The organism is Brachybacterium muris, assembly GCF_016907455.1.
Classification (GTDB): Bacteria; Actinomycetota; Actinomycetes; order Actinomycetales; family Dermabacteraceae; genus Brachybacterium; species Brachybacterium muris.
Map to the genome: position 1 here is coordinate 2,343,919 of NZ_JAFBCB010000001.1, position 14,897 is coordinate 2,358,815.

The window sequence follows — 14,897 nt, forward strand, 5'->3', positions numbered from 1 at the left end:
GCCTCATGCCCCCCGTATCCCTCGACGCCCGCACCGTGATCGAGCAGATGGAGGCCGTGCGCGAGCGGCAGCCGCTGATCCAGTGCCTGACCAACCACGTCACCACCGGTTTCGTCGCCAACGTGCTGCTGGCTGTCGGGGCCGCCCCCGCCATGGTCGACAGCGCGGGCGAGTCCGAGATCTTCGCCCGCGAGGCCGCCGACGGCGTACTGGTCAACCTGGGCACCCCCCACCCGGCACAGTGCGACGGCATCCGCGCGATCGACTACGGCGCGGACACCATGCCGCCGTGGGTGCTCGATCCGGTGGCCGTGGGCAGTCTGCCGGTGCGCACCGCCCTGGCCCAGGAACTGCTGTCCCACTCCCCCACGGTGATCCGGGGCAACGCCTCCGAGATCGTGGCCCTGGCCGGATCCGGACGGGGCGGCCGGGGCGTCGACTCGACTCTCGGCACCGACGAGGCCGCCGCGGCGGCCCGCGACCTGGCCGCCCGCACGCACGGGGCCGTCGCCGTCTCCGGGCCGGTGGACCTGATCGCCGATGCCTCATCGACGGTGCGCATCGCCAACGGGGACCCAATGTTCACCGAGATCACCGGGGGCGGGTGCGCCCTCGGTGCGGTCACCGCCGCGTTCGTCGCGGTCTCGCCGTCGCCGCTGGTCGGTGCGGCCTCCGCCGCGGCGGTGTACGCCATCGCGGGCGAGAAGGCCGCAGGTGATGCGGCTGGCCCCGGCACCTTCGCCGTGCACCTGCTGGATGCACTGCGATCCCTCTCGGCCGCCGACATCATGAGCCGGGCGGACATCTCATGACGACCCCCGCGAACGATCACGCGAGACCGGACCCGAGCCCGGACTGGCGACCGTTGGATCTGTCCCTGTACCTGGTGGCCGATCATGCCGTGTGCCAGCAGGCCGGAGTGGATCTGCCCGAGGTGGTCGCCCGATCCGTCGCGGCAGGCGCCACGGTGGTCCAGGTACGGGCCAAGGAGCTTCCCGGCGGTGCGTTCACCGATCTGGCCGCGCAGGTGTGCGCGGTGCTCCCGCCCTCCGTTCCGCTCCTGATCAACGACCGCATCGACGTGGTGCTGGCCCTGCGCAGACGCGACCTGGCCTGCGCTGGCGCCCACGTTGGCCAGGCCGACCTGGACGTCCGGGATGTGCGCGCACTGCTGGGGGACGAGGCCGTGATCGGTCTGAGCGCCGCCAGCCCCCAGCAGCTGCGCGCCGCGCACACCTCCGCCGCCCGCATCGACTACGTCGGCATCGGCCCACTGCACAGCACCCGCACCAAACGGGACGCACCGGCCGGGCTCGGCATCGACACCGTGATCGAACGCGCCCGGGGCTGCACCCTGCCCGCGGTCGCCATCGGCGGCATCACTCCGGCGGATATGCCGGCCCTGCGGTCGGGAGGGCTCGCCGGGGCCGCCGTCGTCTCCTACATCTGCGCCTCGGCCGACCCCGGGGCGGCCACCGAACGCCTCGCGGCCGCCTGGAACGCGGCACCCACCTGGAAGCAGCAGCGATGACCACGACCCAGCCCACCGGCCCCTCCCACCCGCACACGCCGATCCCCGAGGGGCGGTGTGCCAGTCCCGGCACGGCAGGCGGCATCCCGCCCCGGGTGCTGTCCATCGCGGGCACGGACCCCACCGGGGGCGCCGGCATCCACGCCGACCTGAAGGCAATCGCGGCCTGCGGCGGTTACGGGATGGCCGCGGTCACCGCCCTGGTTGCGCAGAACACCCGGGGGGTGCGCGATGTGCATATCCCACCGCCCGCCTTCCTGCGAGAACAGCTTGAGGCCGTCAGCGACGACGTCACCGTCGATGCGGTCAAGACCGGGATGCTCTTCGACGTCGACACCATCGGCGTGGTCGCGGACTGGCTTCGGCGCACCAGCCCGCCGGTGGTGGTGATGGACCCGGTGATGGTGGCCACCAGCGGCGACCGCCTGCTGGAGGAGGACGCCGAACGCGCCATGCGCGACCTGCTCCCGCAGGTGCATCTGGTCACCCCCAACGTGGATGAACTCGCCGTACTGCTCATGGACGAGCCGGCTGCCACCTGGGACCACCTGGTCTCCCAGGCCCAGCGCCTGGCCGCCAGCGCCGACGTGCTGGTGCTCGCCAAGGGCGGCCATCTCAGCGAACGCGAGGTGCGCGATGCGCTGGTCGATGCCGACGGCGTGCGGCACGTGGTCAGTTCACCGCGCATCCGCACCTCCAGCACCCACGGCACCGGATGCTCGCTGTCCGCCGCAATGGCGACGCTGAGGGTCCGCCACGGGGCCTGGGAGCCCGCTCTGAGCGCTGCCAAGCCGTGGCTGGCGCGGGCGATCGAGGACGGTCAGCACCTCCAGGTGGGGTCCGGGAACGGGCCGATCTCGCATTTCTGGGAACTGTGGGAGGCCGCGGCCCGGCGCTGACGCGCTCCGGCCCCGCCTAGACTGCGGACCATGGCCGAACACCTGTCAGCATCGGAGTCCTCGCCCTCCCGCCCCACCCGTTCCCCGTCCCCGCTGGACGCCCTGGCCGATGACTACGTCGAGCAGGTGGTGCAGGCCGACCCCTTCACCGCCACCAGCATCGGCGTGCCCGGGCACGACCATGAGGTCACTGACTACTCTCCCGCTGCCGAGGCCGCACGCACCGACGCGGCCCGCACCATGCTGGAGCGCATCGCACAGGTCGCCGATGCGGACGCCACCGATGCCGTGACCCGCGCCGCGATGACCGAGCGACTGGGCCTGCAGATCGAGCGGGCCGAGCAGCACCTGGACATCGCTGCGGTCAACAACCTCGCCTCGACGCTGCAGGTGCGCGACGTGCTGGACCTGATGCCCGCCGAGACCGCCGAGGACTGGGAGGTGCTCAGCTCCCGGATGGAGCAGATGCCCCATTCGCTGCACACCTGGGCGCAGTCCTTGCGCGAGGCCGCCTCGGCGGGCACCGTCTCGGCACGCCGGCAACTCCTGCTGGGCGCCGAGCAGGCCCGCTCCTACGCGGCGCGGGACGGTTTCTTCACCCGCTTCGCCCAGCAGGCGGTCGGCGATGAGTCCCAGCGCGAGCGCGCCGCGGCGGCGGCCCGCACCGCCGCTGAGGGATACGTGCGGATCGCGGAGGTGCTGGAGGAACTGGCGTCGGCCGCCCCGGACCGCGACGCCGTGGGCAGGGAGGCCTATCCCCTGCATTCCCGCACCTTCCTGGGCACCGAGATCGACATCGACGACACCTACGCCTGGGGCATCGAGGAGCTGCGCTCGATCGTCGCCGAGCAGGAGCAGGTGGCCGAGCGGATCAACAGCCGCTACGGCACCGGCGGTGGACGCTCGGTGACCGCGGCCAAGGAGGCCCTGCGCAAGGACCCCGCCCGGGTCCTGCACGACACCGAGGCGCTGCGCCAGTGGATGCAGCAGCTCAGCGACAAGGCGATCAAGGATCTCGCCGGCACCCACTTCGACGTGCCCGCTCCCCTGCGGCGCCTGGAGTGCCGCATCGCGCAGACCGGCTCCGGCGGCATCTACTACACCGGCCCCAGCGAGGACCTCACCCGTCCGGGCCGCATGTGGTGGGACGTCCCGGCCGGTACCACCGAGTTCCACACCTGGGCCGAGACCACCACCGTGTACCACGAGGGCGTTCCCGGTCATCATCTGCAGGTGGGCACTCAGACCATGCAGGCCGCGTCCCTGAACCGCTGGCGCGCCCTGCTGTGCTGGGTCTCCGGCCACGGCGAGGGCTGGGCCCTGTACGCCGAGCGGCTGATGGACCAGCTGGGCTACCTCTCCGACGACGGCGACCGCCTGGGCATGCTGGATGCGCAGCGGATGCGCGCCGGCCGCGTGGTACTGGACATCGGCCTGCACTGCGAACTGCCGATGCCGAAGGACCTTGCCGGTTCCGCCGGCGGCAGGTGGACCTATGAGAAGGCCTGGGACTTCATGAGCGAGCACTGGGGCATGTCCGAGGCGGAGCAGCGCTTCGAGCTGCACCGCTACCTGGGCTGGCCCGGCCAGGCTCCCTCCTACAAGGTGGGCCAGCGTGAATGGGAGCGCCTACGCGAGCGCGCCCTGGCCCCCGCCGCCCAGGTCGCCTCCGGGGCTGAGGGCCCTGGTTCCGAGCGGGCCGCGGCGGTGCTGCGCGACTTCCACCGCCGGGCCCTCGAACTGGGCAGCGTGCCGCTGTCCGTCCTGGACGGAGCGCTGGCATGAGCGACAGCACACCGGCCGTCGAGCACACCCAACACATCACCGAGCCGGCCACGGAGCCGCTGCCGTACACCGGCGGCGGTCCCCTGCTGCTGCTGGCCTCGGCCTCCGCGGGCAGGCGCGCCACCCTGACAGCTGCCCGCATCGAGCACGACACACTGCCGGTGGATCTCGACGAGGACGCGATCCTGGAGCGTGCCCGCACCGCTGCCACCCAGAACGGTGCCGCACTGGCCGCAGGCGAGGAGGTGCTGCTGCTGGCCCGCGAGAAGGCGCAGGCGGCCACCGAGCTCAGCGACGGCGGCTACGTGGTGCTGGGCTGCGACTCGATGCTGGAGCTGGACGGCACCGTGCTCGGCAAGCCGCACACCGTCGAGGCAGCGACCACGCGCTGGCGCACCCAGCGCGGTCGCACCGCCGTCCTCCACTCCGGTCACTGGCTGATCGACGACCGCGACCCCGAGGACGGAGGCACCGGCGCCACCTTCGGTGCCACCTCCAGCTGCGAGGTCACCTTCGCGGACCTCTCCGACGAGGAGATCGACGCCTACGTCGCCACCGGTGAGCCCCTCGGTGTGGCCGGAGGGTTCACGATCGACGGCATCGGCGGACCGTTCATCACCGCGGTGGACGGGGACCCCCACGCGGTGGTGGGCCTGTCGTTGCCGCTGCTGCGCTCCCTGCTGGGCGAGATCGGGCTGGGCATCCACGAGCTCTGGGCCGATGCCGTCCCGGAGGATGGGGGCACGGACCTCGACTGAGGGCCGGACACCATGCCCCCAGGTCGCACCCACCGGTACTAGACTCGGCCTCTGTCCGCCACCGGAAGGAACTTCTGCCCATGGCCTCCCGTCACTCCAAGCCCCGCTCGCTGTCCACGGTGCTGATCGCCAACCGTGGTGAGATCGCGGTGCGCGTGGCTCGAGCCTGCCGGGATGCGGGCCTGCGTTCCGTGGCCGTGTACGCCGACCCGGATCGCGACGCCCTGCACACCGTGATCGCCGACGAGGCCTACGCACTGGGTGGCACCACAGCTGCCAGCAGCTATCTTGTCGTTGACAAGATCCTGGACATCGCCCAGCGCTCCGGCGCGGACGCCGTCCACCCCGGGTACGGCTTCCTCTCCGAGCGGGCCGATTTCGCGCAGGCCGTGATCGATGCCGGGCTCACCTGGATCGGTCCGCCCCCGGAGGCGATCGAGAAGCTGGGCGACAAGGTCTCCGCCCGCCACATCGCCCAGAAGGCCGGCGCCCCCCTGGTGGCCGGCACCAAGGACCCGGTCGCCTCGAGCGACGAGGTCGTCGCCTTCGCCCGCGAGCACGGCCTCCCGATCGCGATCAAGGCCGCCTTCGGTGGCGGCGGCCGCGGCCTGAAGGTCGCCCGTGAGGAGTCCGAGGTGCGTGAGCTGTTCGACTCGGCCGTCCGTGAGGCCACCGCCGCCTTCGGTCGCGGCGAGTGCTTCGTGGAGCGCTACCTGGACTCCCCCCGCCACGTCGAGACCCAGTGCCTGGCCGATGCCCACGGCAACGTACAGGTGGTCTCCACCCGCGACTGCTCCCTGCAGCGCCGTCACCAGAAGCTGGTGGAGGAGGCCCCCGCGCCGTTCCTCAGTGCCCAGCAGAACGCCCAGCTGGTCAGCTCCTCCAAGGCGATCCTGCGGGAGGCCGGATACGTGGGCGCGGGCACCTGCGAGTTCCTGGTGGGGGCCGACGGCACCATCTCCTTCCTCGAGGTCAACACCCGACTGCAGGTGGAGCACCCGGTCTCCGAGGAGGTCGCCGGGATCGACCTGGTGCGCGAGCAGCTGCGGATCGCCGCCGGTGGCCGGGTCAGCGAGGAGGACCCGGAGGTGCGTGGCCACTCAATCGAGTTCCGCATCAACGGGGAGGACGCGGGCCGCGGGTTCATGCCCGCTCCCGGCCGGATCCAGCGCTTCGAGCCTCCGGCAGGCCCGGGTGTACGGGTCGACACCGGGGTGCGTCCTGGTGATGAGGTCTCCGGGGCCTTCGACTCCATGCTGGGCAAGCTGATCGTCACGGGAGCCACCCGCACGGAGGCCCTGGAGCGATCCCGCCGGGCCCTGGCGGAGTTCCGCATCGACGGGGTGCCCACGGTGCTGCCGTTCCACCGTCAGGTGGTGGAGCACCCTGCCTTCGCCCCGCAGGACCCCTCGGAGCCCTTCACCGTGCACACCCGGTGGATCGAGACCGGCTTCGACGGCGAGATCCCCCCGGCCCCGCTGCCTGCGCAGCCCGAGGAGCCGGAGGACCGTGAGGCCGTGGTGGTCGAGGTCGACGGGCGCCGGGTGGAGATCAGCCTGCCGGCATCCCTGCGGGCCCCGCAGGCCGCGGTGCGGCAGCGCCGCAAGCGTGCCCACCGTGAGGTGGGCGGGGCGGCGGCGGCCGGTGGCGGCACCGTGACCGCCCCGATGCAGGGGACGATCGTGAAGATCGTCGCCGAGGAGGGCCGCACGGTGGCCGACGGTGACCTGCTGCTGGTGCTCGAGGCGATGAAGATGGAGCAGCCCATCACCGCGCATCGCTCGGGGGTGGTGACGGGGCTGACCGCTGAGATCGGCGCCACCGTCTCCGCCGGTGCCGTGCTCTGCACCATCGAGGATTGAGACGGCGGTAGGTCGGCTCTGCGTCAGTCGGCTCCGCGCAGCTGCCGGGCGGCCTCGGCCATGGACCCGGTCAGCGAGGGGTACACGGTGAACGTGCCGGCCACCTGCTCGGCGGTGAGGCGGTGGGTGACGGCCATCGCGTAGGGCAGGATCAGTTCGCTGGCGCGCGGTGCCACCACGACCGCGCCCACCACGGTGTGGGAGCCGGGGCGCACGATCAGCTTCACGAAGCCCTCGGTGATGCCCTGCATCTTGGCCCGGGGGTTCGTGGCCAGGGGCAGCATCCGCACCTCCCCGGAGACCTCGCCGTCCAGGATCTCCTTCTCGGTCACGCCCACCACCGCGATCTCGGGGCTGGTGAACACCGCCGAGGAGACGTGAGCGGAGATCAGCGGCGAGACGGCGTCGCCGAGGGCGTGGTACATGGCGATGCGGCCCTGCATGGCGGCCACCGAGGCCAACGGGAACACTCCCGTGCAGTCGCCGGCGGCGTAGATGCCGCGCACGGAGGTGCGGGAGACCCGGTCGGTGTCGATGTGGCCGCTGTCCTTGAGCCGCACCCCGGCCTGCTCCAGTCCGAGGCCGGCGGTGTTGGGGATCCCTCCGAGCGCCATCAGCACGTGACTGCCGCGCACCTCTTCACCGGTGGTCAGTTCCACCACCACGTGCTCGTCGGTCCCGGCGCCCTCGACTCGGGCGGCCGCTGCACGGGAGCGGGAGCGCAGGGTGACGCCGCGGCGGGCGAAGGCCTTCTCCAGCACGTCGGCGGCGTCGGCGTCGGTGCCGGGCAGCACCTGGTCCCGGGAGGAGACCAGGGTGACCTCGCTGCCGAGGGCCCGGTAGGCGCTGGCGAACTCGGCACCGGTCACGCCGGAGCCCACCACGATCAGGTGCTCGGGCAGTTCGGTGAGGGTGTACAGCTGGGTCCAGTTCAGGATGCGGCGGCCGTCCGCCGGGGAGTCGGTGAGCTCGCGGGGTGTGGCACCCACGGCCACCAGCAGCACGTCGCCCTCGCCCTCGTCGATCACGGTGCCCTCCCGGTCGAGCACCTCGACGCGGTGAGGACCCGCCAGGCGGCCGCGGCCGTCGATGATCGTGACGCCCGCCTCGAGCAGGCTGTCGCGGATGTCGGAGGACTGCTTGTCGGCCAGGCGCCGCACACGCTGGTTGACGGCGGCGAGGTCCACGCCGAGGGTGCGGGAGGTGGGGGTGGCGGCCGAGTCGGCGTCGCGGATGCCCAGGTCCTGCGAATCGGCCACCAGGTCCAGCACGTCGGCGGTGGCGATGAGGGTCTTGGAGGGCACCACGTCGGTGAGCACGGCGGCGCCGCCGATGCCGCGCTCCTCGATGAGCACGGTCTCCACACCGTGCCGGGCGGCAGTGAGGGCTGCTTCGTAGCCGCCGGGCCCGCCACCGATGATCACCACTCGGGGGTGCTCACCGACCTTGGTGACGCGATCGGGATCTGAGGGGAGCGAAGTGCTGGGATCTCTCACACCACCATTGTGTCCCACGAATGTGTCTCACGATGCGATCGGGCGCAACGACTGCGCCGGCATCAGTCCACTGCGCTAGGTTCTGTTCCATGAACGACACCATGACTGCCCCGGACCCGTACTCACTGGCGAGCGAGGCCGCCGCTGCGATCGCGAAGGCCAGCGGGATCCCCTCCCACGATCTGGCCCTGGTGTTGGGCTCCGGCTGGTCCGGCGCCGCGGACCTGCTGGGCGAGACCGTGTGGCAGGCCGACGCCACCACCATCCCCGGATTCCGTCCCCCGGCGGTCCCCGGTCACGTGGGCACCCTGCGCTCGATCCGCATCGAGGGCAGCGGCGCACACGCCCTGGTGCTGGGTGCCCGCACCCACCTGTACGAGGGCGCCGGCGTGGGACCGGTGGTGCACGGCGTGCGCACCGCGGCCGCAGCGGGTTGCCGCACCATGGTGCTGACCAACGGCTGCGGCGGCATTGACCCGTCCTGGACGCCCGGCACCCCGGTGCTGATCGCCGACCAGATCAACTTCACCGGCACCACCCCCCTGGCCGGCGCGAACTTCGTGGATCTCACCGACGTGTACACCCCCTCGCTGCGGGACGTGGCCCGGCAGGTGGACCCCTCGCTGGACGAGGGCGTGTACATGCAGTTCCGCGGCCCCAGCTACGAGACCCCGGCCGAGGTGGGGATGGCCCGTTCCATGGGCGCCACCCTGGTGGGCATGTCCACGGCGCTGGAGGCGATCGCCGCCCGTGAGGCGGGCATGGACGTGCTGGGCATCTCCCTGGTCACCAACCTCGCCGCGGGGATCAGCGCCGAGGCGCTCAGCCACGAGGAGGTGCTGGAGGCCGGACGCGAGGCCGGGCCGCGCATCTCCCGCCTGCTGGCCGAGACCGTTCGCCGCATCACTGCCGGCCCCGCCGGCTCCACCGTCGAGGACGAGGAGTCCGCACGATGACCCAGGATCTGCGCGCTCGCGCCACCGCCTGGATCGAGGACGACCCCGATCCGATCACCCGCGCCGCCCTGACCTCCCTGGTGGAGCAGGCGACTGCCGGCGACGAGACTGCTCGCGCCGAACTGGCCGATGCCTTCGCCGGCACCCTCCAGTTCGGCACCGCCGGCCTGCGAGGACGGATGGGACCGGGGCCGAACCGAATGAACCTGGCCGTGGTCTCCCGCGCCGCCCGGGGGCTTGCCGACCACCTCACCGGTGACCTGGGTCTGGACGAGCCCCTGGTGGTGATCGGCTACGACGCCCGCCACAACTCCCGCGCCTTCGCCGAGCGCTCCGCCGCGATCATGACAGCGGCCGGCTGCCGGGTGAAGCTGTTCGACCGGTACCAGCCCACCCCCTTGGCTGCGTTCGCTGTGCGCCATCTGGATGCCGATGCCGGCATCGTGGTGACCGCCTCCCACAACCCGCCGGCCGACAACGGGTACAAGGTGTACCTGGGCGGCCGCGCCGCCGCCCCCGACGGCCGCGGCGTGCAGATCGTCCCGCCGTCGGACTCGCAGATCGCGGCCCGCATCGCCGCGGTGGGCCCGGTGCTGGACATCCCCGTGGCGGCCTCCGGCTGGGAGCTGCTGGGCGGTCAGGTCGAGGAGCACTATCTCGAGGCCATCTGCGCCCTGCCGGATCCGGAGGCACCGCGTGAGGCACGTATCGTGCACACCGCGATGCACGGGGTGGGCACCCGGATCGCCCTGGCGGCGCTGCACCGGGTGGGCTTCACCGATGTCCATTCCGTGGCCAAGCAGGCCGATCCGGATCCGGACTTCCCCACCGTGTCGTTCCCGAACCCGGAGGAGCCCGGTGCGATCGACCTGGCCCTCGAGCTGGCCGCGACGGTGGAGGCCGACGTGGTGATCGCCAACGATCCCGATGCGGATCGCTGTGCGGCCGCTGTGCTGGATCCCCACCGGGGCGCGTGGCGGATGCTCACCGGTGACGAGCTGGGGGTGCTGCTGGGCGACCACCTGGTGCGCCGGCACGGCTATCGAGGCACCCTGGCCCGCTCCCTGGTCTCCAGCCGCTGGCTGGACCGGGTGGCGGCGAGCGCCGGGGTGGAGGCTGCGACCACCCTGACCGGCTTCAAGTGGATCTCCCGCGCGCCGGGCATCGCATTCGGCTACGAGGAGGCGATCGGGTACTGCGTGCTGCCGGAGGTGGTGCGGGACAAGGACGGCCTGTCCGCAGCGCTGATGGTGGCGGAGATGGCTGCGCTGGCGAAGTCCGAGGGCACCACCCTGGTGGGGCGTCTGGACGAGCTGGCCCTCGAGCACGGGCTGTACGCCACCTCGCAGCTGTCGCTGCGCGTGGAGGACCTGTCCCTGATCGGGCAGATGATGCAGCGGATCCGCACCGCTCCCCCGGCGCAGCTGGCGGGCTCCCCCGTGGCTCTGACCCAGGACCTCGCCGAGGGATCCGTGGAGACCACCGGGCTGCCGCCCACCGACGGGGTGCTGCTGCTGAGTGAGGACGACACCCGTGTGGTGGTGCGCCCCTCCGGCACCGAGCCGAAGCTCAAGTGCTACCTCGAGGTGGTCGAGCCCGTCGCGCAGGATGCCTCCGAGGAGGAGATGGGCCAGGCACGCAGGCAGGCCGCTGAGCGTCTGGAGCGCGTCACCGCGGATCTGCGTCAGGCCCTCGGTCAGGCCTGACGCGGGAGGAGAACGCAGCGTCCAGAGACAGGGCAAGGGGCGGTATGACCTGGTCATACCGCCCCCTCCTCATGTGTGGGGCCCGCCGGCCGGGTTCAGTACCCGGAGCCTGCGGTGCCGCCCTCGAGCACGGCGCGGGAGGAGGACAGTCCCAGGCGGCTGGCTCCGGCGGCCACCATGGCCTCGGCGGCGGCGCGGTCACGGATCCCACCGGAGGCCTTGACACCGAGGCGGTCGCCGACGGTGCGGCGCATCAGGGCCACTGCGTGCTCGCTGGCGCCCCCGGCGGGGTGGAAGCCGGTGGAGGTCTTCACGAAGTCGGCTCCGGCCTGCTCAGCGGCCTCGCACACCGCGACGATCTGCTCATCGGTCAGGGCGGCGGACTCGATGATCACCTTCAGCACGGTTGGCTTCGGGGCTGCGTCGCGCACGGCGGCGATCTCCTCGCGCACGGCGTCGTACTTTCCGGCGCGGGCCAGGCCCACGTTGATCACCATGTCCACCTCGTCGGCGCCCTTGGACACGGAGTCGGCGGCCTCGGCGGCCTTCACGGAGGCGGCGTGCTGGCCGGAGGGGAAGCCGCACACGGTGGCGACCTTCACCGTGGTCTCCACGGGCAGCATCGACGGGGAGACGCACACGGAGTAGGTGCCGAGCTCCTCGGCCTCACGCAGCAGCTTCTCGACGTCGTCCCTGGTGGACTCGGGCTTGAGCAGCGTGTGGTCGATGAGTGCGGCGAGGTCGTGGTTCTCGATGGAGTTCATGGGGTGATCCTCCCAGACCGGGAGGGCCCTTGTCGCGCTGGGCAGGCACGGCGCAGCGACGGTGCGGGCGCGGGGGCCGGGCGAGCACCGGGGCGGCATGGGGCTGACCTAGAATGGCTGTCCGTGACCCCACCCCGCTCCCGCCTCGCCGCACCTCGTCGCATCGTGCTGGTCGCCGGCCCCTCGGGCAGCGGGAAGGGTGAGATGGCCCGGCGCTGCGGGCTCCCCACAGTGGGGCTGGACGAGTTCTACCGTGACCTGGACGACCCGGGCCTTCCTCACCGTTTCGGGATCGTGGACTGGGACGACCCGGTCTCCTGGGACTCCGGTGCCGCACTGCAGGCCCTCACCGCGCTCGCCCATGACGGGTCTGCGGAGATCCCCGTGTACTCGATCTCCGAATCACGGCGCAAGGGCAGTCAGGTCCTCGATGCGGGTGACGCCCCCCTGATCGTCGCCGAGGGCATCTTCGCCGCCGAGCTGATCGGGCCGCTGGCATCGGCCGGCCTGCTCGCTGATGCGCTCGTGCTGGACCGGCCCACCCCGGTGGTGTTCGGCCTGCGCCTGGCGCGTGACCTGGCCGAGAGCCGCAAGCCTCCGCTGACGCTGCTGCGGCGGGGCTGGGCGCTGGCCGGGGAGCAGCAGGCGTACGTGAGCCGCTGGCGTGAGGCGGGGATGCGTCCGCTGGGACTGCGCGCCGGCACCACGCGGCTGCGGCGCCTGACCTCGATGGCCGAGGCCGAGCGGAACATCACGGCGCCGCACCTGCGCACGGACCAGCTGCGGATCACCGCAGTGTGCTTCCTGCGGGAGGGAGCGGCGGGCCCGGAGGTCCTCGCGGTGCGCAAGCACGGCACCGGTTCCTACATGCAGGTGGGCGGGAAGCTCGAGGGCAGCGAGGAGTCGTGGCAGGCGGCGATCCGCGAGGTGCACGAAGAACTCGGTGTGATGCTGGAGCCCGGCCATCTGGAGCTGCTGGGCGAGTACGAGGCCCCTGCTGCGAACGAGCCCGACACCGTCGTGCACTCCACTGTGTTCGTCACGCGCCATGCCCTGCCGGAACCACTCGCGGTCCAGGCGGAGCTTGCCGAGCACCGCTGGATCCCCCTGGACACCACCGGCACAGGCGCCGGCACGGGCAGCATCAGGCTGGCACCGCTGATGGTGCACCACATCCTGCCCGCGCTGCGCGCATGCTGAGCTGAGGGCACACCCGCACGCAGAAGGGCCGGGGCGTTCCCGCGGGAACGCCCCGGCCCTTCTGCGTCAGGCTATGAGCGGCCTCGTGGGCCGCACCGCTCTCAGGCGATGCGGTCGATGACGATGCGCCGCTGGGGCAACACGGTCCCGGCCGGGGCGAAGGACCAGGAGCCCTGGATGGCCTCGGTGGCGCGGCCGATGCGCTCGGGGGTGTCGGTGTGCAGGCGAGCCAGCACGTCACCGGCGCGCACCTCGTCGCCCAGGTGCGCGAGGATCTCCACACCGGCGGCGGCCTGCACGGCCTCACCGGGGCGGGAACGGCCCGCGCCCAGGCGCCAGGCGGCCACGCCCACGCCCATCGCGTCCAGTCCCTCCACCACGCCGTCCTGCTCGGCGCGGACCTCCTCGGTGTGCTTCGCGACCGGCAACGGGGCATCCACGTCGCCGCCCTGGGCGGCGATCATGGCCCGCCAGGAGTCCATCGCGCGGCCGTCGGCCAAGGCCTTCTCGACATCCGCATCGTGCACCCCGGCGGCCTCGAGCATCTCGCGGGCCAGGGCGCAGGTCAGCTCGACCACGTCGGCAGGTCCGCCTCCGGCCAGCACCTCGAGGGACTCACGCACCTCCAGGCCGTTGCCGGCGGTGCGACCCAGCGGGGCGGACATGTCGGTGAGCAGGGCAACGGTTCGCACCCCTGCATCGGTGCCCAGGTCCACCATGGTGCGGGCCAGCTCGCGGGCGTCGGACTCCTCGCGCATGAACGCGCCGGCGCCCGTCTTGACGTCCAGCGTGAGCGCGGCGGTGCCCTCCGCGATCTTCTTGGACATGATGGAGCTGGCGATCAGGGGGATCGCCTCCACGGTGGCGGTCACGTCGCGCAGGGCGTACAGCTTCTTGTCCGCAGGGGCCAGGCCCGAGCCGGCGGCGCAGATCACCGCACCCACCTCCTCGAGCTGGCGCATCATCTGCTCGTTGGTGAGGTCTGCGCGCCACCCGGGGACCGCCTCGAGCTTGTCCAGGGTGCCACCGGTGTGGCCGAGGCCGCGGCCGGACAGCTGCGGCACGGCGACCCCGAAGGAGGCGACCAGGGGCGCCAGCGGCAGGGTGATCTTGTCACCCACGCCTCCGGTGGAGTGCTTGTCGGTGGTGGGCTTGGAGAGCTGGTCGAAGTCCATCCGCTCGCCGCTGGCGATCATCGCGGCGGTCCAGCGGGCGATCTCGTCCCGCTCCATGCCGTTGAGGAAGATCGCCATGGCCAGCGCCGACATCTGCTGCTCGGCGACCACGCCGCGGGTGTAGGCGTCGATCACCCAGTCGATCTGCTCCGGCGAGAGGCGGTGCCCGTCGCGCTTGGTGCGGATCACCTCGACGGCGTCGAAGGGCTCCACGGCTGCGGTGCGGTTCTCGTTCACTGGTCTCCCATCGGGGATCGGTTCAGGTGGTTCGTCATCGGCGGATCGGGCCGCCCGCAGCCCAGGGTGGACGGACTGCCTCGGTGCACAGGGTCAGATCCCTGCCATGTCCTGGGGGCCGAAGGCCTGCGGCAGGATCTCGTCCAGGTCCCGCACCCCCAGGGGAGTGAGGATGGTGAAGTCACGTGCCGCATGCTCGGACAGCAGCTGGCGGCAGCGACCGCACGGCATGATCACATCGCCCTGGCCGTTGACGCACACGAAAGCGGTGAGCTTCCCTCCGCCCCCGGCGATCAGCTCGCTGACCATGCCGCACTCGGCGCACAGGGTGACGCCGTAGCCGGCGTTCTCCACGTTGCAGCCGCGCACGGTGCGGCCGTCGTCCACCAGTGCGGCCGCGCCCACCCGGTACCGGGAGTACGGGGCGTAGGCGCGGGCGGCCATCTCACGGGCGACGGCCAGCAGATCGGCGAAATGCTCCGGCACCTGACCGGTACCGGGATCGTCCTCGGTCATCGAAGGGTCCTC

At 72.1% G+C, this 14,897-nt stretch carries 13 protein-coding genes; 9 read left to right on the top strand and 4 right to left on the bottom strand.

Going from position 1 to position 14,897, the window contains the following annotated elements; genetic code table 11:
* Window positions 1-5: 5 nt before the first annotated feature.
* The 6 genes from thiM to JOD52_RS10900 all read left to right on the top strand — a co-directional run bounded on the left by thiM (window position 6) and on the right by JOD52_RS10900 (window position 6,835).
* Window positions 6-812, top strand: a complete 807-nt coding sequence (gene thiM, locus JOD52_RS10875; RefSeq protein WP_204409948.1) for a hydroxyethylthiazole kinase — start codon at window positions 6-8, stop codon at window positions 810-812.
* Window positions 809-1,531, top strand: coding sequence for a thiamine phosphate synthase (locus tag JOD52_RS10880; protein ID WP_204409950.1), 723 nt, complete (start codon window positions 809-811; stop codon window positions 1,529-1,531). The genes thiM and JOD52_RS10880 overlap by 4 nt, the downstream gene beginning before the upstream one ends.
* Window positions 1,528-2,430 carry a bifunctional hydroxymethylpyrimidine kinase/phosphomethylpyrimidine kinase gene (gene thiD, locus JOD52_RS10885; RefSeq protein ID WP_204409952.1) on the top strand — a complete coding sequence of 301 codons (903 nt, stop codon included), beginning with the start codon at window positions 1,528-1,530 and terminating at the stop codon, window positions 2,428-2,430. The genes JOD52_RS10880 and thiD overlap by 4 nt, the downstream gene beginning before the upstream one ends.
* 30 nt (window positions 2,431-2,460) lie before the next feature.
* A complete protein-coding gene (locus JOD52_RS10890) occupies window positions 2,461-4,215 on the top strand; it encodes a DUF885 domain-containing protein (protein WP_204409954.1) in 1,755 nt (584 codons plus the stop codon).
* Complete coding sequence (locus tag JOD52_RS10895; protein WP_204409956.1) at window positions 4,212-4,973, top strand: Maf family protein; 762 nt, start codon at window positions 4,212-4,214, stop codon at window positions 4,971-4,973. The genes JOD52_RS10890 and JOD52_RS10895 overlap by 4 nt, the downstream gene beginning before the upstream one ends.
* Before the next feature lie 80 nt (window positions 4,974-5,053).
* Window positions 5,054-6,835 carry an acetyl/propionyl/methylcrotonyl-CoA carboxylase subunit alpha gene (locus JOD52_RS10900; RefSeq protein ID WP_204409958.1) on the top strand — a complete coding sequence of 594 codons (1,782 nt, stop codon included), beginning with the start codon at window positions 5,054-5,056 and terminating at the stop codon, window positions 6,833-6,835.
* Between the two features lie 23 nt (window positions 6,836-6,858).
* On the opposite strand, the gene JOD52_RS10905 is transcribed toward JOD52_RS10900, so the two are convergent.
* Window positions 6,859-8,331 (bottom strand): NAD(P)H-quinone dehydrogenase, encoded by a 1,473-nt coding sequence (locus JOD52_RS10905; RefSeq protein ID WP_338124083.1) that lies wholly within the window; start codon window positions 8,329-8,331, stop codon window positions 6,859-6,861.
* Between the two features lie 89 nt (window positions 8,332-8,420).
* On the opposite strand from JOD52_RS10905, the gene JOD52_RS10910 reads away from it, so the two are divergent.
* Together JOD52_RS10910 and JOD52_RS10915 are read left to right on the top strand one after the other, a co-directional pair.
* Window positions 8,421-9,287: a purine-nucleoside phosphorylase gene (locus JOD52_RS10910; protein WP_204409960.1), complete on the top strand. Its 867-nt coding sequence runs from the start codon at window positions 8,421-8,423 to the stop codon at window positions 9,285-9,287.
* Window positions 9,284-10,993, top strand: coding sequence for a phospho-sugar mutase (locus JOD52_RS10915; protein ID WP_204409962.1), 1,710 nt, complete (start codon window positions 9,284-9,286; stop codon window positions 10,991-10,993). Before JOD52_RS10910 ends, JOD52_RS10915 begins: the two co-directional genes overlap by 4 nt.
* A gap of 95 nt (window positions 10,994-11,088) precedes the next feature.
* Here JOD52_RS10915 and deoC read toward each other — a convergent pair whose 3' ends face one another.
* Window positions 11,089-11,757 carry a deoxyribose-phosphate aldolase gene (gene deoC / locus JOD52_RS10920; RefSeq protein ID WP_017823796.1) on the bottom strand — a complete coding sequence of 223 codons (669 nt, stop codon included), beginning with the start codon at window positions 11,755-11,757 and terminating at the stop codon, window positions 11,089-11,091.
* Window positions 11,758-11,880: 123 nt separating this feature from the next.
* Here deoC and JOD52_RS10925 point away from each other — a divergent pair, with 123 nt between their 5' ends.
* Entirely contained in the window at window positions 11,881-12,957 is a 1,077-nt protein-coding gene (locus JOD52_RS10925) for an NUDIX domain-containing protein (protein WP_338124084.1), read from the top strand.
* 101 nt (window positions 12,958-13,058) lie between these two features.
* Here JOD52_RS10925 and JOD52_RS10930 read toward each other — a convergent pair whose 3' ends face one another.
* Together JOD52_RS10930 and JOD52_RS10935 are read right to left on the bottom strand one after the other, a co-directional pair.
* Complete coding sequence (locus tag JOD52_RS10930; protein ID WP_204409964.1) at window positions 13,059-14,369, bottom strand: thymidine phosphorylase; 1,311 nt, start codon at window positions 14,367-14,369, stop codon at window positions 13,059-13,061.
* Window positions 14,370-14,462: 93 nt separating this feature from the next.
* Entirely contained in the window at window positions 14,463-14,885 is a 423-nt protein-coding gene (locus JOD52_RS10935; protein ID WP_204409966.1) for a cytidine deaminase, read from the bottom strand.
* Between the last annotated feature and the right edge of the window lie 12 nt (window positions 14,886-14,897).